General features: G+C 62.4%; 17 protein-coding genes. 10 read left to right on the forward strand and 7 right to left on the reverse strand.

The annotated features are described in order from the left end of the window. From AWB82_RS06510 to AWB82_RS06525, 4 genes are all read left to right on the forward strand, one after another. Positions 1-227: DUF2160 family membrane protein (locus AWB82_RS06510; RefSeq protein WP_235023197.1), on the forward strand; the 227-nt coding region annotated here is incomplete at its 5' end. 103 nt (positions 228-330) lie between these two features. Further along, positions 331-2,070 (forward strand): ABC transporter substrate-binding protein, encoded by a 1,740-nt coding sequence (locus tag AWB82_RS06515; RefSeq protein ID WP_086966343.1) that lies wholly within the window; start codon positions 331-333, stop codon positions 2,068-2,070. A 380-nt stretch (positions 2,071-2,450) separates the two neighbouring features. Continuing rightward, the gene (locus tag AWB82_RS06520; RefSeq protein WP_086966490.1) at positions 2,451-2,819 is read left to right on the forward strand and encodes an ArsR/SmtB family transcription factor; all 369 of its coding nucleotides are present in this window, start codon (positions 2,451-2,453) and stop codon (positions 2,817-2,819) included. Further along, positions 2,797-3,318, forward strand: coding sequence for an SRPBCC family protein (locus AWB82_RS06525; RefSeq protein WP_086966344.1), 522 nt, complete (start codon positions 2,797-2,799; stop codon positions 3,316-3,318). Before AWB82_RS06520 ends, AWB82_RS06525 begins: the two co-directional genes overlap by 23 nt. A gap of 205 nt (positions 3,319-3,523) precedes the next feature. Here the strand turns inward: AWB82_RS06525 and AWB82_RS06530 are convergent, their stop codons facing one another. The 4 genes from AWB82_RS06530 to AWB82_RS06545 all read right to left on the reverse strand — a co-directional run bounded on the left by AWB82_RS06530 (position 3,524) and on the right by AWB82_RS06545 (position 7,909). Then, positions 3,524-5,326, reverse strand: coding sequence for an ABC transporter ATP-binding protein (locus AWB82_RS06530; RefSeq protein ID WP_086966345.1), 1,803 nt, complete (start codon positions 5,324-5,326; stop codon positions 3,524-3,526). 69 nt (positions 5,327-5,395) lie between these two features. Next, positions 5,396-6,820, reverse strand: coding sequence for an NAD(P)/FAD-dependent oxidoreductase (locus AWB82_RS06535; RefSeq protein ID WP_086966346.1), 1,425 nt, complete (start codon positions 6,818-6,820; stop codon positions 5,396-5,398). A 48-nt stretch (positions 6,821-6,868) separates the two neighbouring features. Next, positions 6,869-7,228 carry a RidA family protein gene (locus AWB82_RS06540; RefSeq protein WP_235023198.1) on the reverse strand — a complete coding sequence of 120 codons (360 nt, stop codon included), beginning with the start codon at positions 7,226-7,228 and terminating at the stop codon, positions 6,869-6,871. Between the two features lie 63 nt (positions 7,229-7,291). Continuing rightward, positions 7,292-7,909: a helix-turn-helix domain-containing protein gene (locus tag AWB82_RS06545; RefSeq protein ID WP_086966348.1), complete on the reverse strand. Its 618-nt coding sequence runs from the start codon at positions 7,907-7,909 to the stop codon at positions 7,292-7,294. Positions 7,910-8,164: 255 nt separating this feature from the next. On the opposite strand from AWB82_RS06545, the gene AWB82_RS06550 reads away from it, so the two are divergent. Genes AWB82_RS06550 through AWB82_RS06560 form a run of 3 tightly spaced genes read left to right on the forward strand, consistent with a single transcriptional unit; the run spans position 8,165 to position 11,754 of the window. Further along, entirely contained in the window at positions 8,165-9,868 is a 1,704-nt protein-coding gene (locus tag AWB82_RS06550; RefSeq protein ID WP_086966349.1) for a peptide ABC transporter substrate-binding protein, read from the forward strand. A gap of 36 nt (positions 9,869-9,904) precedes the next feature. Then, the gene (locus AWB82_RS06555; protein ID WP_086966350.1) at positions 9,905-10,861 is read left to right on the forward strand and encodes an ABC transporter permease; all 957 of its coding nucleotides are present in this window, start codon (positions 9,905-9,907) and stop codon (positions 10,859-10,861) included. After that, positions 10,858-11,754, forward strand: coding sequence for an ABC transporter permease (locus AWB82_RS06560; protein WP_086966351.1), 897 nt, complete (start codon positions 10,858-10,860; stop codon positions 11,752-11,754). Before AWB82_RS06555 ends, AWB82_RS06560 begins: the two co-directional genes overlap by 4 nt. 628 nt (positions 11,755-12,382) lie before the next feature. On the opposite strand, the gene AWB82_RS06565 is transcribed toward AWB82_RS06560, so the two are convergent. The 3 genes from AWB82_RS06565 to AWB82_RS06575 are packed head-to-tail and all read right to left on the reverse strand — an operon-like array spanning position 12,383 to position 15,286. Then, positions 12,383-13,654: a TRAP transporter large permease gene (locus AWB82_RS06565; protein WP_062607723.1), complete on the reverse strand. Its 1,272-nt coding sequence runs from the start codon at positions 13,652-13,654 to the stop codon at positions 12,383-12,385. 10 nt (positions 13,655-13,664) lie between these two features. Beyond that, entirely contained in the window at positions 13,665-14,198 is a 534-nt protein-coding gene (locus AWB82_RS06570; protein WP_086966352.1) for a TRAP transporter small permease, read from the reverse strand. Between the two features lie 53 nt (positions 14,199-14,251). Further along, entirely contained in the window at positions 14,252-15,286 is a 1,035-nt protein-coding gene (locus tag AWB82_RS06575) for a TRAP transporter substrate-binding protein (protein ID WP_086966353.1), read from the reverse strand. A 326-nt stretch (positions 15,287-15,612) separates the two neighbouring features. Between AWB82_RS06575 and AWB82_RS06580 the strand changes: the two genes are divergently transcribed. Genes AWB82_RS06580 through AWB82_RS06590 form a run of 3 tightly spaced genes read left to right on the forward strand, consistent with a single transcriptional unit; the run spans position 15,613 to position 18,015 of the window. Next, on the forward strand, positions 15,613-16,038 hold the full coding sequence (locus AWB82_RS06580; protein WP_235021264.1) for a MaoC family dehydratase: 426 nt from the start codon (positions 15,613-15,615) through the stop codon (positions 16,036-16,038). Positions 16,039-16,042: 4 nt separating this feature from the next. Beyond that, entirely contained in the window at positions 16,043-16,855 is an 813-nt protein-coding gene (locus tag AWB82_RS06585) for an enoyl-CoA hydratase/isomerase family protein (protein WP_086966354.1), read from the forward strand. Continuing rightward, positions 16,852-18,015, forward strand: a complete 1,164-nt coding sequence (locus AWB82_RS06590) for an acyl-CoA dehydrogenase family protein (RefSeq protein WP_086966355.1) — start codon at positions 16,852-16,854, stop codon at positions 18,013-18,015. The genes AWB82_RS06585 and AWB82_RS06590 overlap by 4 nt, the downstream gene beginning before the upstream one ends. The last annotated feature ends 13 nt before the right edge of the window (positions 18,016-18,028 follow it).

The following is an 18,028-nucleotide window of genomic DNA, read 5'->3' on the forward strand; positions in this document are numbered from 1 at the left end:
GCGACCATATAGCGCATGCCAACGATAATGGACTTCAACTTCTTGCCCGATATGGGCAGAATGAATGCGAACTCGCGACGACTCGCGGTGATCGCCTGTTCATCGGCCTGTTGACTGCCGCGTATGTCAATCTCGCATGGCTCGCAATCAGCGCCGAGGGCTCGAGTTCCTGGCCGGGCTTCGCAGCCTCGGTGCTGATCGTGCTCGCGATCATGTGGAAGGGCTAGATAAGCAAACGCATGCAATGAAGACTGACAACTGCCGGTTCCGCTGATGCCCCCAGCGGCCGCCGACAAGATCGAAGGGGCGCGGAAGACACAGGAGAAGACCATGCATCAGAGGAGACGGATCGTCGCGCTGGCATTGGCCGGCATCGTGTCAGGTGCCTTCGCGAATCAGGCTGTGGCAGGCACGCCTGAGGCGCAGAAATGGGTGGACAGCGAGTTTCAGCCAAGCACGCTTTCGAAACAGCAGCAGATGGACGAGATGAAATGGTTCATCGACACCGCGGCGAAACTCAAATCGCAAGGCGTCAAGGAGGTTCATGTCGTGTCGGAAACTATCGACACGCATACCTACGAATCCAAAACGCTTGCCGCCGCGTTTAGTGAAATCACCGGCATTCAGGTGAAGCACGACATCATTCAGGAAGGCGACGTCGTCGAGAAATTGCAGACCTCGATGCAATCCGGGCAAAGCATTTACGACGGCTGGATCTCGGACTCGGACCTGATCGGCACGCACTACCGCTATGGCGTGATCGTTCCGCTATCCGATTACATGGCGGGAGAAGGTAAGGAATATACCAACCCCGGTCTTGACCTGAAAGACTTTATCGGCACGAGTTTTACGACCGCGCCTGACAAAAAGCTCTATCAGCTTCCCGATCAGCAGTTCGCGAACCTTTACTGGTTCCGCGCGGACTGGTTCGCACGCAAGGATTTCCAGGACAAGTTCAAGGCGAAATACGGCTACGATCTCGGCGTGCCGGTCAACTGGTCCGCGTATGAAGACATCGCCGAATTCTTTACGAACGATGTGAAAAACATCGACGGAGAGAAAGTCTACGGTCATATGGATTACGGCAAGAAAGACCCATCGCTCGGCTGGCGCTTCACGGACGCGTGGCTTTCCATGGCGGGCGAAGCCGACAAAGGGATTCCGAACGGCATGCCCGTTGACGAATGGGGCATTCGCGTGTCGGCTGACGGCTGTCATCCGGTAGGCGCGTCGGTGTCGCGCGGCGGCGGCACCAACAGCCCGGCAGCAGTCTACGCAACGACCAAATACATCGACTGGCTCAAGAAATACGCGCCGCCAGAAGCGTCGGGCATGACCTTCAGCGAGGCTGGCCCCGTGCCCGCGCAAGGCCGGATCGCGCAACAGGTGTTCTGGTACACCGCGTTCACGGCGTCGATGCTCAAGCCGGGCAACGTCACGAATGCGGACGGCACGCCGAAGTGGCGCATGGCGCCTTCCCCGCACGGCGCCTACTGGAAGGACGGCATGCAAAACGGATATCAGGACGTCGGCTCGTGGACGTTCTTCAAGTCGACACCGCCGAATCAGCGTGCCGCCGCGTGGCTGTATGCGCAATTCGTGACGTCGAAGAGCGTGTCGCTCAAGAAGTCGATTGTCGGTCTCACGTTCATTCGCGACTCCGACATTCATAGCGACTACTTCACGAAAAACGCGGACAAGTACGGCGGCTTGATCGAGTTTTATCGCAGCCCGGCGCGCGTCGCGTGGACGCCGACCGGCAACAACGTGCCCGACTATCCAAAGATGGCGCAACTCTGGTGGAAGAACGTCGGCACCGCTGTCGCAGGTGAAAAAACTCCGCAGGCTGCAATGGACAATCTCGCAAAAGAAATGGACCAGGTGTTGTCCCGTTTGCAGCGGGCCGGGATGAAGGTTTGCGCGCCGGAACTCAATGTGCAAAGCGATCCGTCCAAGTGGCTGTCCGACCAGCACGCGCCGTGGAAGCGGCTCGCCAACGAAAAACCGAAGGGCGAAACAGTAAAGTATGAGCAACTGCTGTCGGCTTGGAAAGCGGGCAAGGTGCGATAACATTTCCGCCGGCGTTCGGCGCTCTTATGACTCGGCGGCGCTTGATAGCGCCGCCTTTGTTATGTGTTGCTGAACTTTCGGCATGCGGCCGGAACCATAATCAACGAGCCCATGCCTACCACGAGCGGGTACGAGGCAGCGGGCGAAAACATGGACACTCCGGACGGCGGACCGGCATCGCGAGGCCTTTCGATGTCCCGGTTACTGTCAGCGTACCGATTGCGCGCGCCAGCCTTCATGGTGCGCCTCGGGCCGTGGATAAAGCGCCTCAGTCTTACTACGCAATCCCGCCCGTAACACCTTCAATGCCCTGATCGAGCAGTGCAAGCCAACGCTGTTTCCCCTTGTCGGCCGTCTACACCCGTGTAATACTGAACCACATGGCTCAGTATTCAAAAAATGCCCGATTCGACGCCTCGTTCGCCGCGCTTTCGGACCCGACCCGACGCGGCGTGCTGGAGCAGTTGTTGCGCGCTGACGCGTCCATTACGGACCTTGCCGAGCGGTTCCACATGACCTTGACCGGCATGAGGAAGCACATCGGCATCCTGGAGCAAGCGGAGTTCGTCACCACGGAGAAGGTGGGACGTGTGCGCACGTGCAAGCTTGGCTCGCGCCGTCTTGAGGAAGAGTCGGCCTGGATCGAGAACTACCGCCGAATGTGGGCAGCGCGCTTCGACGCGCTGGACACGGTCATCGAGGACCTCAAACGCAAGGAGAAACGTGATGGTCGAAAAAAGAGAGAATGAGCCCGCCTCCACGAGCAACCGGACGACGTCAGAACGGACGTCCGAGCGCGAGATGGTCATCACGCGAACCTTCGATGCCCCGTCACGACTCGTGTTCGAAGCGTGGACCACGCCCGAGCTGTTCAAGCAGTGGTGGGTGCCGAAGTCGAGCGGCGCGACCCTGCTTTCCTGCGAACAGGATGTCCGTGTCGGCGGCAGCTACCGCCTGGAGTTCGCTCACCCAAAGGCCACAGCGCCCATGGCGTTCTTCGGCAGGTATCTCGAAGTGATACCCAATGCTCGCCTCGTCTGGACCAACGAGGAGAGCGATGACGGTGCCGTCACGACAGTGACCTTCGAGGAGAAGGATGGTAAGACGTTGCTGGTGATGCGCGAGCTCTACCCGTCGAAGGAAGCGCTCGACGTCGCGATTGAGGGAATGGACGAGGCGATGCCCGAGACGTTCGCGCAACTGGACCAATTCCTGATTGCTCGTATTGCGGGCGCGAAGCGGATCTGAACTCGTCGAGCTCGCGGCGTATAAGTGGGTCTTTTATCCTTCGCGGGTCGACTATCATTGTTGACTTATTCGCTTGCTGGACCTCTGCCTGACTGGACGCGCCGCAGTTCGGCCTTTGCCGACGTTCGACTATCGCCTTTATGCGGCGGCTCCAGGCTCATTTGCTGTCCTTCGGGAGACGCTGCGCGCCGGCCTGCGACGGACTTCACACCTCCATCACTATGTGATCCGTCGAGACCTGCCGATACTGTCTCGCCGCCGGCGAATAATCGGCGGCACGTATCGGGCTTCTGATTTCGTCGGCCGCCAGCTGGCTTCGCCGGTTGCGCTGCCCCGGATCGGCGACCGGCACCGCGGCGAGCAGACGCTTGGTGTAAGGATGCTGCGGATCGCCGAACACGGCCTCACGAGGCCCGATCTCGACGATCTCGCCGAGATACATCACGGCGACGCGATGACTGATGCGTTCGACCACCGCCATGTCGTGCGAAATGAACAGATACGCGAGCCCCATGCGCGCCTGAAGATCGAGCATCAGATTGACCACCTGCGCCTTCACGGACACGTCCAGCGCCGACACCGCTTCGTCCGCGATGATCAACTTCGGCTCCAGTGCGAGTGCGCGCGCGATGCAGATGCGTTGCCGCTGGCCGCCAGAAAACTCGTGCGGATAGCGGTCGGCCATATCGGGCGACAAACCGACCTGACGTAGCAGCTGCAGGGCGAGCGCGAGCGCGTCCTGCCGGTTCGCCAGTCCGTTCGCCCGCAACGGTTCGGCGACGATCGCGCCGACCGTGGCGCGCGGATTGAGCGACGCGAACGGATCCTGAAAGATCATCTGGACTCCGCGCCGCTTCTCGCGCCGGCGCTCGCCCTTCAGCTTGAGCAGATCGATGCCGTCGAGCTCGACGGAACCTGCGAGCGGCTCGTTCAGACACATCAGCGAGCGGCCCGTCGTGGATTTGCCGCATCCGGATTCGCCCACCAGCGCGAGCGTCTCGCCCGGCTGCACGGCGAACGAAACGTTCTCCACCGCGTGCACGCGCCCCTTGACCTTGCCGAGCAGTCCGGAGCGGATATCGAAACGCGTCGTCAGACCGCTCACCTTGAGCACCGGCTGCGTGCCCGCGTGCACCGTATCGGGCGATTCGGCCGGCACGTCCGAGCAGCCCGTCTCGCGATTGACTACCGGAAAGCGCAGCGGAGCCTTGCGTCCCGCCATCGAGCCGAGCCGCGGCACGGCGGATAGCAGCGCGCGCGTGTACGGCTTGGACGGCTCGCGAAAAATCATCTCGGTCGTGTTCGATTCGACCTGGCTGCCGTCGTACATCACCACGACCCGATCGGCGATCTCCGCAACCACGCCCATGTCGTGCGTGATAAACAGCACCGACATGCCGTCTTCCACCTGGAGGCTCTTGATCAGATCGAGCACCTGCGCCTGTATCGTCACGTCGAGCGCGGTCGTCGGTTCATCGGCGATCAGCAGTTTCGGCGTGCATGCGAGCGCCAGCGCGATCATCACGCGCTGACGCATGCCACCCGAGAATGCGTGCGGATAATCGCGCACGCGCGAGGCGGCGGCCGGAATACGCACCTTGTCGAGCAGGCGGACGGCCTCTGCATTGGCGGCGCTCTTCGACAGACCGCAATGCAGCATCAGAGATTCGGCGATCTGGAACCCGACCGGCAGCACCGGATTGAGCGACGTCATCGGCTCCTGGAAGATCATGCCGATCTGGTTTCCCCGGATCTCGCGCATCGTTTCGAACCCGAGCAGTTCGCGTTCGTTAAGCCTGACGCTGCCCTGGATGCGGCTGGATGTGCGGCTCGTCAGCTGCATGATCGAGAGCGCCGTGACGCTCTTGCCAGAGCCGGATTCGCCGACGATCGCGAGCGTTTCGCCCGGCGCGATGTCGAACGAAATGCCTCGCACGACGGAGCGCCAGACGCCGCCCACGCGAAATGAAGTTGACAGATCCGAGACCGACAAAACCGGTATAGTCATGAGCGTTCGTTCCTGTGTGCAGCGATCAGACGCTGCTTTTCGTGTTGCATGAGCATCGCCGCGCCAACGTCAACGTGTGCCGATTCGCAGCCCGAACGTCTTTGGGATCGCCGCGGCGACGCGCGGAAAAAAGCCCGCGCTTTTGCCGAACTCCTCGGCTTCCTCGCAACCCAGAATGCCCCAGCGCACGAAGCGGCCGCCGACATAGCGAAACGGCTCGGGCGGCAGCGACTTCAGCTCGCGCGTGCAAAGCGGCAGGCTGCTCCACTCGTCTTTCGTACCGAGCACGAGCGACGCCAGACACTGGCCGCCGATGTACGTCGGATTGACGCCGTGTCCCGAATAGCCACAGCCGTAGTGAACCCGCGTACCCGGCACCGTGCGGAAGAAAGGCAGACGATCGAACGACACGTCGATTCCGCCGCCCCACACGCGATCGATCGCGACATCGGCAAACGCGGGCAGCAGGCGCCGCAAGCCGCGCTCGGCGCGTGCGGCCGACGCGCCGTCGGTGGTCAACTGCGGATTTGCCGTGTTGCCGCCGAAGCTGATCGGCCCGGAACCGGAGCCCATCAGAACGCGGCCGTCGATCGTCTTGCGGAAGTAATGCACGAACATCCGCAGATCTGCGATGCCTTCGTCGCGATTCCAGTTCATCGCAGCAAGCTTGTCGGGCGCGGGCTGCGTCATCAGCGCATACGACGAGAACACCGTCATCAACGGCGCGATCTCCTTGCGCTTGACCAGTTCGATGTTGGTCGCGAGCACCACTTCCTTCGCGACGATCTCACCGTTCGGACACACTACGCGGTTCGGCGTGCCCGCGTCGATCCGCGTCATCGGCGTCTTCTCGAACACCTTCACGCCCGCCGCAATCGCCGCGCGGCGCAGTTCACGCGCGAGCCGCGCGGGCTGAACGTTCGCGCCTTCGGGAAAGAAGAGGCCACCGCGAAACACCGGCGAGCGGCAATGCTCGGCGACCTCCTCGGGAGTCAGCGGCTGCACGCTTTCCGGCACGCCGAGATGGCGCGCCGTCTCGACGTACATTCTGAGCTTCGCGTCCTGCGCCGCGGCGGCGGACACGCGCACATTGCCGCTCTCACGCCACCACACGTCGCGCCCGGGCGCGGTGGCGAATGCTCTGATGCCGTCCTGCGCGCGCGTGCCTGCGCGGGCGACGGCCAACGCGCCGTCCGGTCCGATGTTGGCGGCCATGCCGGCGAGCGACGCCCAGTAACCGTGAACCTTGCCGCCGTTCTTGCCGCTCGCGCCCGAGCCGCACAGCGAAGCCTCGATCAGCGCGACCGACAGATGCGGCGCGCGCTCACGCAGCGCGAGTGCGGTCCACAGGCCCGTGAACCCGCCGCCGACGATCGCGACATCGACCGTGAGCGGTCCGGAAAGCGGCGGCGCCTCGGGCTGGCCGCGCTCGTTGCGCAGCGCTTCGTCGAACCACCAGGAAGGATCGCGGGGCGTAGCACTCGATGAAAGCATGTTGTCCGCCAGGAGACGTTGAGCGAGAGGAACGGAAAGCGACGCGGCTCAGACCACCGCCTGCACCTGGATTTCCACGAGGATCTTGTCGTGCGCGAGCCGCGATTCGACGGTGGCGCGAGCCGGCGGCTGATCGCGATCGACCCACGCTTCCCACGCCTCGTTCATTTCGGCGAATTGCGCGATGTCTTTCAGCCAGATGTTGGCGACCGCGATGCGCGTCTTGTCGGTGCCGACTTCACGCAGATACTCGTCGATCTGCGCGAGGATGTCGGCGGTCTGCGCCTTGACGTCACCGTCGCGATTCTGGGCGGTGAGACCCGACAAAAACGCAAAACCGTTCGCGACCAGTACCTTGCTGAGACGTCCAGTCACTTCGTGACGCTTGATCATCGGAGAGCCTTTCATGTTTGGTTGAGTCGTGGAGATCCGCGGCGCGTGCCGAATCGGGTCGAGTCGTGCGCCGCGGGCTTAGACGTGTGAATCGCGGATGTTGATGATCCAGAGTACCTTCGCTTCTTCCTGCCACGGATTGCTGATCTGATGCGCGATCGTGCTCTTGAACTGAAAGCTGTCGCCGTCGCGCACTTCGAGCGTTTCGTTGCCGATCGTCAGCGTCACCTTGCCCGACAGCACGTAGCCGCCCTTGTCGCCGGGACCGGTTAGTACGTCGTCGCTTTGCGCGCCGGACGGTAGCGTGAGGATCATGAATCGCAGCTCGTCGTTGTCGGTCGGCGACAGCAGCTCCTTGGTGAACTGGTTTGTGCCGGACACGATGCGCGGCCGGTTCTCGCGCCGGCGCACGTGCGGCGATTCGCCTGTAGCCGCCGCGCCATTGTCTTCAAGAAATGCCCACAGCGTTACGCCCAGCACCGTGCGCAGCTTCTGCAGAGTGTTGATGGACGGATTGGACTGTCCGCGCTCGATCTGGCTGATCCGGCCAGCGGACACGCCGGAGCGACCCGCCAGTTCTGTAATCGTGAGACCGCGCACCGATCGCAGATGCTTGAGCCGCCGGCCAATCTCGATCGATTGCGCGCGCTCGTCCTGATCTTCGGTGTCAGAGTCGCCGAGTCTTGCTGTCGTCATTTTCGAGTTAAAGTTTCATTTTATTGAATCCGGGAGCCGCACAAAATCGCCTGCCGGATAATCCTTACGCATCGCCTGGAGTGCTACGAGCCTTTACTGATCGTACCTCAGCAAGAAACGTCCGCCATTCAGGGTTTTCCATATCGCAACGTCTCTTGACACTAATTTTTAATTTATTGAAACTGACCTTCGTCGCCTGAACCCGATCAGCGCGGGGGCCGAGCGTCGATCGCCGCGTCAAACTGGAGAGACTTGATGGAAAGAGTGCCGAACACTTCAGCAACGATCGAAACGGATGCGATCTCGCTTGATCGACGTAAATTTCTCGGCCAAAGCGTGGGCGCGCTGGCCGGGCTGTCCGCCCTTTCGCTGCCGGCGTTCGCCACCGACGCGAACGCTCCGGCAGCGGCGCAGGGCAAGCGCTCGGGCGTCGTGGTGGTCGGCATGTCGCAGGAACCGACTGCGTTCAATCCGCTGATGCCGGGCGTCGAGTGCGATGAGGTAATCTGGACGAACGTGTTCAGCACGCTCTGGACGGCCGAGCCGGACGGCTCGCTGCGGCCCGATCTCGCTATCGAGATCCCGACCGAAGCAAACGGTGGTATCGCCGACGGCGGCAAGACATGGACCGTCAAGCTGCGCAGCGACGTGCTCTGGCACGACGGCACCAAATTCACCGCCGACGACGTCAAATACTCGATCGAACTGATCAGCGCGCCAGGCTTCCGATCGCGCGCGCGCATCGGTCACAGCCTCGTCAAAGAAATCGTCGTCAAGGGCCCGTTCGAGATTACATGGCACATGGAACGCGCCTATTCGCCGTATTTCGCGCTCCTCGCCAACACACAAATGGTGCCGAAGCACATCCTCGGCAAAGCCGCCGATCCGAACACTGCGCCCTTCAACAACGCGCCGGTCGGCACAGGTCCGTTCAAATGGGGCACGCGCACGCCCGGCGACAACATCACGCTGATCGCCAACGAGCGCTATTACGGCAAGGGGCCGTTCCTAGAGAAGGTTGTGCTGAAGTACATCCCGGATCTGACCGCGCTCTATACGCAGTTCCGCACCGGCCAGGTGGACTTCGTGCCCGTGCCTGGCATTCCGGCGAACTACTATCAGGAAGCGTCGAAGCTGCCGGGCCGCAAGATCGCGCTGTCGACCAACGGCAATCTCGAAGTCGTGATGCCCAATCTCGACAACAAGGCGTTCGCCGACAGGGCTGTGCGTCAGGCGCTGTACACGGCGCTCGACAAGCAGGCGATTATCGACGCGATCTACTACGGCGTCATGAAGCCGACCGAGTCGTTCATGCCGATGGAATCGTGGTCCTACTTCCCCGGCCTTCCGAAGCAGACCAAAAACGTCGCGGCAGCCAACAAGATGCTCGATGCGGCCGGCTGGATGAAAGGCTCGAACGGCATGCGCAGCAAGAACGGCGTGCCGCTCGAATTCAACATGTCGACGACTACGGGCAACGTGCTGCGCGAGCAGTGCCAGCAACTGATCATGCAGGACTGGCAGGAGATCGGCGTGTCGATGAAGATCAAGAACATGCCGGCCGCGATCATCTGGGGCGAGTTCTACTCGCGCTCGCAGTTCCAGTCGCTGCTGGTCGGCACGTCGTTCCGCACCGGCGCCGATCCCGATCCTGCCAACCGCTTCAGTTCCGGCGCGATCCCACTGAAAGGCGGCAGCGGCGGCAACTACATGCAATGGTCCAACCCCGCCGCCGACAAGCTGATGGCCGAAGGCGAGGCAACCTTCGATCAAGCCAGGCGCAAGGAGATCTACCGCCAGTTGCAGATCATCGTGCGCGAGGAGTTGCCGATCCTGCCGCTCTTCCAGTACTCGGTCATCGAAGGCATGAAAGACAACCTGCTCGGTTATCGCCCGAATGTGAACCAGCGGCAGAACTGCTGGAACATGAACGAGTGGTCATGGAAAAAGAAAGTCTGAACATCGATTCCTGAAAGACCACAGAGAACCGCACTTATGCTGCCCTTCCTTGCACGCCGCGCGATCCACTCGGTGGTGCTGCTGCTGATCGTTTCGGTCATCGGGTTCGTCATCCTGCATCTCGCGCCGGGCGGCCCGCTTTCGCAGTTCGCGGCCTCCGGCGACATGAGTCAGGCCGATCTCGACCGTCTGTCGGCACAGCTCGGCCTGGACCGGCCGCTGCCGATCCAGTATGTCGAGTGGCTATTGCGCATGGTCAAGGGCGACTGGGGCGTGTCCTATCGCGATCAGCAAGCGGTCACGTCGATCATCGCGTCGCATATCGGCGCGACCCTCGAACTGATGTTCTGCTCCACCTTGCTGGCGATGTTGATCGGCGCCTGCATCGGCATTCTCGGCGCGGTGCGGCGTTATTCGCTGTTCGATTCGATCGCCACGGTCGGCACGATGATCGCGCTGTCCATTCCAACGTTCTGGTTCGGAATCGTCGTCATCTATGTGTTCGCCGTGCATCTGAACTGGCTTCCCGCCGGCAACCGCATGACCGAAGGAGATGGCTCGTTCTTCGATTACGTGCATCATCTGATCGGGCCGTGCGTGGTGCTCGCGCTGGTGACGACCGCGGTCTGGAGCCGCTACATGCGCTCTTCGATGCTCGAAGTGATCAACCAGGATTACATCCGTACCGCGCGCGCCAAGGGCGTGCCCGAATCACAGATCGTGCTGCGTCACGCGCTGCGCAACGCGCTGTTGCCGATGATCACCATCACCGGGCTGCACGTGCCGACGCTCTTGTCCGGCGCGCTCGTGACCGAGACGGTGTTCACATGGCCGGGCATCGGCCGCCTCTTCTTCGATTCCATTAGCTACCGCGACTATCCGACCGTGATGGGCATCCTGATGTTCAGCGCCGTGCTCGTGCTGCTTGGCAACCTGATCGCCGATCTGCTGTACGGTTTCGCGGATCCCCGCATTGCCGGCGACCGACGATGAGAGAGACATCCACCGTGGCCACCGAACCGTCCGTCGCAAACCCGAGTAAAGGCGTGGGCATGAGCCCGGCGCTGCGCCGCTTCTGCCGTCACAAACTGGCGATTTTCGGCGCGCTCTCCATCGTGCTGATGGTGCTCGCGTGCGTGGCCGGCCCGTCGCTGCTCGCCTATACCGACACCTACATCGACATCCGGCATCGGCTGATGCCGCCGCTCTCGGGCGCACACATTCTCGGCACTGATCCGCTCGGCCGCGACGTGCTCGCGCGTCTGCTGATGGCCGGCCGCATTTCGCTATCGATCGGCTTCTTCGCGATGTCGATCAGCATGGTGATAGGCGTGGGCGTGGGGCTGATCGCCGGATACTTCGGCGGCTTCGTCGGCAATGCGCTGATGCGTCTGGTCGACGGCGTGCTGTGCTTTCCGTCGATCTTCCTGCTGCTGGCGATCTCCGCGATCATCTCCCCGTCCGTTCCGTCGATCGTCTTTCTCATCGCGATCACGACGTGGATGGAAGTCGCACGCGTCGTCGAAGCGCAGATCCGCTCGCTGAAAACGCGTGACTTCGCGCTCGCCGCGCTGTCGATGGGCTCGTCGCACTCGCGCATCATGTTCCGCGAGCTGTTGCCGAACGCGGCCGCGCCGATCGTCGTCGCCGCGACGCTGAACGTTGCCTACGCGATGCTCGCGGAAAGCTACATCTCGTTTCTCGGCTTCGGCATCCAGCCGCCCACGCCGAGCTGGGGAAACATGCTGGACAACGCGCAGACGTATCTGACGAGCGCGCCGTGGCTCGCCATCGTTCCCGGCCTCGCGATCACGCTGGCCGTGACGAGCTTCAACTTCGTCGGCGACGGCCTGAGAGACGCGCTTGATCCTCGAAATGAGACGTAGGGCCGCAACGTTCGATCTGTGCGGAGCTGCGATCGACGCGCTTGCCATGCTGTAGCATTCGGCGCTTCTTCGGCAGACGATAGATGCGCAAACGCACTTTTCAAACGACGTCTGCTGGCCGAGCCCTGCCTCGTAGCAAATGCTGTCGCCTCGGCCTTTGCCGCCGTTCGGGTATCGACCTTCATGCGGCTGCTCCAAGTTCCTTTCCTGTTCTTCGAAGCGTCGCCAGCGCGAAAGTCGGGCGTGCTGACGCGCATGCGAGCCCTCGGCCGTTGCTGTCGTCCAGTCTGTCGCATTCGCAGGTCCTGCATCAATGTAAAGCGCACGCTTGCGATCCCGATGGAATCGGCTGCACGGATGGGCGGCATGCACTACCGTCGAGCGATGCAACGATCCGAGCTAGCAGATTTGCGTTTCTGCGCCGCGCCCGCTGCGCTGACTACATTGCGCACCGATGCAAGTTTCGTTCAGTCTTGTCGCGGCCGTCGTCGCGGATGTCGCGCTCGTGCCGTCGGGCGAAGCGCGTCGCGGCAGCATCGGTTTGGAGCAATGGCTGCAACGCGCGCACGCATGATGTGACGAAGGGCGCTTTCGCGCCCTTCTTGTCCGAAGTAAAGCAAACAACCGCTTACTTCGCGCCCAGCAAATGCGGCAGAAACTGCGGGATATGCGGGAAGAAGATGATCAGCAGCAGATCGATCACCAGCGCGAAGATGAACGGAAGAATCGCGCGTGTCGCCTTCTCCACCGACACTCCGCCGATCGACGCCGCCGTGAAGAGACAAAAGCCTATCGGCGGCAGATTGATACCGATAGCCGAGTTGATCAGCACGATCACGCCGAACACGACCGGATCGATGTGCATCTGCACGACGAGCGGCAGGAACACCGGAATCACCACCGCGATGCTTGAGATCGTTTCGAGCACGGTATGCGCCGCGATGAGGAACAGGTTGATCAGGATCAGCAGCACGATCGCGCTCGTGGTGATCGCGAGAAAACTGTTCGCTACATGCAGCGGAATCTGCGCTTCGATCAGGTAGCGCCCGAGCACGAACGCAAGCCCGAGCAGGAACGAGACACGCGTGGTGTTCACCGAAGTTCTCACCAGAATGTCCTTGAAATGCGAGAGCTTGAGCGTGCGGAAGACGAATGCGCTCACCAGCGTCACATAGACCGCCGCGACCACGCCCGCCTCGACCGGCGTGAAGATGCCGCCGAGGATGCCGCCCAGAATGATGACCGGCGTGAGCAGCGCCCAGAACGCCTCGCGGAAAGTCGTCCACAGCTTGCGCCCATCGAACGGCTCGACTGCGCTGTAGCCCTTCTTCACCGCGGTCACGTAATTAACGATCATGAACGACACGACCACCAGCAGCATCGGAACAATGCCGGCGATGAACATCGTGCCGACCGATACGTTCGCCGTATACGCATAGACGAGCATGCTCATCGACACGGGAGAGAGCAGCCCGAGCGAACCCGCCGCCGATTGCAGCGCCACCGCGAACGCGCGGTTATAGCCCTTCTTCACCATGCCGGGAATCATCACCGAGCCGATCGCGGCAGTGTCGGCCGTCGCCGAGCCGGAAAGGTCCGCGAAGAACATGCTCGCGACGATCGTTACCTGACCGATGCCACCGCGCATGAATCCCACCAGCGCCTGCGAAAATTCGATGATGCGCTTCGACACGCCGCCCGAATCCATGATCGCGCCCGTCAGCATGAAGAACGGAATGGCGAGCAGGCCGACGTTGTTGAGGTTCGAAAACAGTTGCTGCGGAATCACGAGCAGCGACGTGCCGTTGATCGACAGCGCGAGCGTCGCCGCAATGCCGATGCAGATGGCCACCGGCACGCCGAGCCCGAGCAGCCCCGCTCCAAAAGCGATTGCCCACATGATTTTCTTCCTAGAGATGTTCGGACACGCCCTCGACGAGCGTGGCGTCGGTCTGCGTCTGCGGCGCGAGATGCGAGACGGCGATCCGCACCAGCGAATGAAACGCGAGCAGCGCGCCACACACCGGAATCGAGAGATACGGATAGACCATCGAGATCGGAATCGACGCGGCGGTTTCGGTGCCCATCAGCGCGAGCATGTCGGTGCCGTACAGGACGAACACTGCGCCGAGCGCAAGGATCGCGCAATCCGTGAAGTCCTTGAGCAGCGGCGCGAACGCGGCCGGCGCGCGATCGGCCAGCACGCGCACTTCCGGATGCGCGCGCAGCTTCACGCCGGCCGCGGCGCCGAGGCACGTGAGCCACACGAACAGATACGCCGACACCTCGTCGGACCACGATAGCGAATCGTGCAGCACGAAGCGGAAGATCACCCCGAGCCCCGCGACGATCACCGCCCCGAGCAAGAGGCAGCTACAGACGAACAGATTGATCTTCAGCACGATGCCGTCAACGAACATCAAGCCGCGCGCGAGCTTTTCCATGCGTGTCGCCTCCCGTGGTGCCTGGGTTGTGCGGTGGCCGTCGTTCGCATCCGTCATTTCGATGCGACCGCCGGCGCCTGCTTGGCCGTGTTGATCTCCTGATACAGCGCCGGGCCATCCGGAATCTTGCCGATGAGTTCGTCGCGCGCGGACTTGGTGGCTTGCGCCCACGGCGCGGTATCGACCATCGTGACCTGGATGCCCTTCGCTTTCATCGAAGCGATCGCAGCGTCGTATTCGCGCTTGTATTCCTTGAGATCGAAGTCCGCGGCGATCTTCGCCGAGTCCTGGAACGCTTTCTGATCGGCGGGCGAGAGCTTGTCCCACGAGCTCTTGCTCATCGCCAGCACGACCGGAAGATAGTTCACGCGCGTCACGTAGAAGTGCTTGGCGACGTCGGAGAACTTGTCCTGCACGAACTGCTCGGGCGAGGTATCGGCGCCATCGACGAGACCTTGCGACAGCGCAAGAAACAACTGGTTGTAGGCGAGCGGCGTCGGATTCGCGCCGAGCGCCTTGTAGCCCGCGATATAGCCCGGACTCTGCATCACGCGCACCTTGAGATCCTTCATGTCCGCGAGCGACGTGACCGGACGTTTGGTCGTGAACAGGTTGCGTTCACCGACCGCGAGCCACGTGAGGCCGATCATGTTCACCGGCTTCATCATGTCGAGATACTTGCGGCCGACCGGGCCTTGCAGCACGCCGTTCGCCTCGTCCATGCTGGAGAAGAGATACGGCATATCGAAGATCTGCCATTGCTTGATCGTGTTGTCGATCGGCGCCTGCGCGGAAATCATCAGCTCCTGCGTGCCGGTGCGCAACGCCTGCGTCATCTGCACTTCGCCGCCAAGCTGCGATTGCGGGAACAGTTGAATCTCGACGTGGCCGTGCGTGCGCGCGGCGACTTCCTTCGCGAACACCTGCGCGGTCAACTGATAGTGATTGTCGGGCGCCAGCGTGTGTCCGAGCTTCATCACGACCTTGTCCTGCGCGCTCGCGCCAGACGATACCGCCACGCACATCGCGGCGAGCGCCGCGCTCATCGCTACGCGCAGCATGCTCTGCGCTCTGAAAAGCGAACTCATGTTGTCTCCTTGCTCGATAGGGATACCGCCCGGCGAGTGCGCCGCATCGTTCGGTGCGAGTGCCCGGTGCGAATGCGGAGCCGGCGGGTTGACGCAAGTATTTGTGATCGCGGCGATGGTGCGTTAGGACCAGTCGTCGAATTTCTTGGACTTTTTTACGCCGCCCTTTCGCATCGCCGGGTCCGATGCAAAAAAGTCCAAAAGATCGCGCGAACCGTCCTACCGGTTGAATGAGGCCCCTCTTTAAAGTGACTTCCACGCCGACGATGCGATGTCAGCACGCATCGTTTAGCGATAACCCCAACTCATCACGAAGAAACATCGACATGGCCAAACGCCCTCATATGGATTGCTATGCGATCGGCGACACCGCCGATTTCGCCAAGACCGTCTCCGAATACGATATCTATGGCTTTGCCGGCATCGTCGGCGATTTCTACGCCGTGCATCTCAACGAGGAATATGCGAAGGGCACGCGCTTCGAGAAACGCATCGCGCAGGGCTGCCTGTCGGTCGGATTTCTCTCCACGGTGATGGGCTACATGGCCGGGAAAGCGCCGAGCCCCGGCGCCGTGTCGTACCGCTACGACATCACCTTCAACGCGCCGGTGTTCATCGGCGACACGGTGAGCGCGCGTCTCACGCTCGAAGAAAAGGACGAAGAGCGCAACGTGTGCGTCTTTGCCGCCGACGTGACGCGCCAGGACGGCGTGGTCGTGGCATCGGGCAAGACCTATCTGAAAGTGCTGTAACGCCATGACGAACAACACGCTTCCCATTCTCGCCTCGCAGCACGGCGCGCTGCGCCTGCTGACGCTCAATCGCGCCGACAAGCTCAATGCGTTCACGCCCGACATGCTCGCGGCGCTCGAAGCCGAAATCGCCGATGCGCTCGCCGACGACGCGACGCGCGTGATCGCGCTCACCGGCAGCGGCGCGAAGGCTTTCGCCGCGGGCAACGACATCGAGCGCCTCGTGTCGCTCGACGGCGTCTCGGCTTATCGCGACATGGTGGCCGGCCAGCGCGCGCTGCTGCGTCTGCATGAAAGCGCGAAGCCGACCATCGCGATGGTCAACGGCTACGCGCTCGGCGGCGGCTTCGAACTGGCGCTCGCGTGCGACTTCATCGTGGCATCGAGCGATGCGAGCTTCGCGTTTCCCGAGATCACCTTGAACACCATGCCCGGCTGGGGCGGCACGCAACTGGCCGTCGCCAAGATGGGGCTCGCGTGCGCGAAACGCTTCGTGCTGAGCGGCAGGCGCTTTTCCGCGCGCGAGTGCGAGGCGTTCGGCTTCATCCACGAAATCGCCGCGCCCGAGAAGCTGTTCGATACCGTGCGCGCGTTCGCCGACACCCTCGCCTCCTACGATCCGTTCGCGGCCGAGATGGCCAAGCGCGCGCTGAATCGCGCGGGCGAATTGCCCTTGTCCGCCGGACTCGACTTCGAGGCCGCGCAATACGCCGTGAATTTTTCGAGCGAAGGCGCGCGCGCGGGCCTGCGGCACTTCGTGGAACGCAAACGTGCGCGCCGCGCCGCGCAAGCCGACACCGCACCGGTCACGCCATGACGACAAACTTCAATCAACCTCACTGGCTCGGCGAAGAGCACACGATGATGCGCGAAGCAGTGCGCCGCTTCGCCGAGAAGGAAATCGCGCCGCAATCGGAGGCGCTCTGGGAGCACGAAGCGTTTCCCTACGCGATCTGGCGGCAGGCAGGCGAACTCGGCTTCACGGGCTTGCCGTATCCCGAGGAATTTGGCGGCGGTGGCGGCGACTGGCTGTCGTTCGTGATCGTGCTCGAAGAACTCGCACGCGTGGACTGCGCCGTCGCCAATGCGCTGATGGCGAACTCGACCGTCGCGAGCCTGCTGAACAACTACGGCACGGCGCAACAGAAAGCGCGTTTCCTGCGCCCCATTCTCGACGGCACGCAGATCGGCGCGATCGGACTGTCCGAGCCTGACGCCGGTTCCGATGCGGCCAACATTGGCACGCGCGCGGTCTTCGACGGCGAACACTGGGTCATCGACGGTGCGAAGACCTTCATCAGCAATTCGGGCACGGAGATCGGCGGGCCGACCGTGATCGCGGCAGTCACCGGCACTCGGCCCGATGGCCGCAAGGAGATCTCGAACTTCATCGTGCCGCAAGGAACGCCAGGCTATGGCAAGGGCAGAAAGCTGCGCAAGATCGGCTGGCGCGCATCGATCACGCACGAACTGTTCTTCGAGCAATGCGCGGTTCCCGCCGATCAACTGCTGGGCGAACGCGGCGCGGGCCTGCGCCAGACGCTCGCGCAGATCAGCACGGGGCGCATTCTCATCGGCGCGCTCGCGCTCGGCATCCTGCAGGGCTCGCTGGATCGCTCGGTCGCATACATGAAGGAGCGTCGCGCGTTCGGACGCGCGATCGCCGAGTTTCAGGCGCTGCAGTTCAAGATCGCCGACATGGCGACCGATGCGCACGCCGCACGTCTGATGCTCTACGACGCCGCCGCATCGAAGGACGCCGGCGCGGCCTTCGATGCGCAAGCGTCGCAAGCCAAACTGTTCGCGACCGAGCACGCGATGAAAGCCGCGCATCAGGCGCTGCAGATTCACGGCGGTTACGGCGTGATGGCCGAGTTTGCCGTCGCGCGCGCATTCGGCGATGCAAAGGTGCTGGAGATCGTCGAAGGCACCTCGGAAATACAACGCATGATCATCGCGCGCACGCTGCTCGCGTGATCGCGCGCCGAAA

This window comes from Caballeronia glebae, from assembly GCF_001545035.1.
GTDB classification, from domain to species: domain Bacteria; phylum Pseudomonadota; class Gammaproteobacteria; order Burkholderiales; family Burkholderiaceae; genus Caballeronia; species Caballeronia glebae.

Excerpts from the sequence above, each read along its gene's own strand:
- AWB82_RS06515 (WP_086966343.1), top strand. The coding sequence starts at position 331 with ATGCATCAGAGGAGACGGATCGTCGCGCTGGCATTGGCCGGCATCGTG.
- AWB82_RS06520 (WP_086966490.1), top strand. The coding sequence starts at position 2,451 with ATGGCTCAGTATTCAAAAAATGCCCGATTCGACGCCTCGTTCGCCGCG.
- AWB82_RS06525 (WP_086966344.1), top strand. The coding sequence starts at position 2,797 with ATGGTCGAAAAAAGAGAGAATGAGCCCGCCTCCACGAGCAACCGGACG.
- AWB82_RS06530 (WP_086966345.1), bottom strand. The coding sequence starts at position 5,326 with ATGACTATACCGGTTTTGTCGGTCTCGGATCTGTCAACTTCATTTCGC.
- AWB82_RS06535 (WP_086966346.1), bottom strand. The coding sequence starts at position 6,820 with ATGCTTTCATCGAGTGCTACGCCCCGCGATCCTTCCTGGTGGTTCGAC.
- AWB82_RS06540 (WP_235023198.1), bottom strand. The coding sequence starts at position 7,228 with ATGAAAGGCTCTCCGATGATCAAGCGTCACGAAGTGACTGGACGTCTC.
- AWB82_RS06545 (WP_086966348.1), bottom strand. The coding sequence starts at position 7,909 with ATGACGACAGCAAGACTCGGCGACTCTGACACCGAAGATCAGGACGAG.
- AWB82_RS06550 (WP_086966349.1), top strand. The coding sequence starts at position 8,165 with ATGGAAAGAGTGCCGAACACTTCAGCAACGATCGAAACGGATGCGATC.
- AWB82_RS06555 (WP_086966350.1), top strand. The coding sequence starts at position 9,905 with ATGCTGCCCTTCCTTGCACGCCGCGCGATCCACTCGGTGGTGCTGCTG.
- AWB82_RS06560 (WP_086966351.1), top strand. The coding sequence starts at position 10,858 with ATGAGAGAGACATCCACCGTGGCCACCGAACCGTCCGTCGCAAACCCG.
- AWB82_RS06565 (WP_062607723.1), bottom strand. The coding sequence starts at position 13,654 with ATGTGGGCAATCGCTTTTGGAGCGGGGCTGCTCGGGCTCGGCGTGCCG.
- AWB82_RS06570 (WP_086966352.1), bottom strand. The coding sequence starts at position 14,198 with ATGGAAAAGCTCGCGCGCGGCTTGATGTTCGTTGACGGCATCGTGCTG.
- AWB82_RS06575 (WP_086966353.1), bottom strand. The coding sequence starts at position 15,286 with ATGAGTTCGCTTTTCAGAGCGCAGAGCATGCTGCGCGTAGCGATGAGC.
- AWB82_RS06580 (WP_235021264.1), top strand. The coding sequence starts at position 15,613 with ATGGCCAAACGCCCTCATATGGATTGCTATGCGATCGGCGACACCGCC.
- AWB82_RS06585 (WP_086966354.1), top strand. The coding sequence starts at position 16,043 with ATGACGAACAACACGCTTCCCATTCTCGCCTCGCAGCACGGCGCGCTG.
- AWB82_RS06590 (WP_086966355.1), top strand. The coding sequence starts at position 16,852 with ATGACGACAAACTTCAATCAACCTCACTGGCTCGGCGAAGAGCACACG.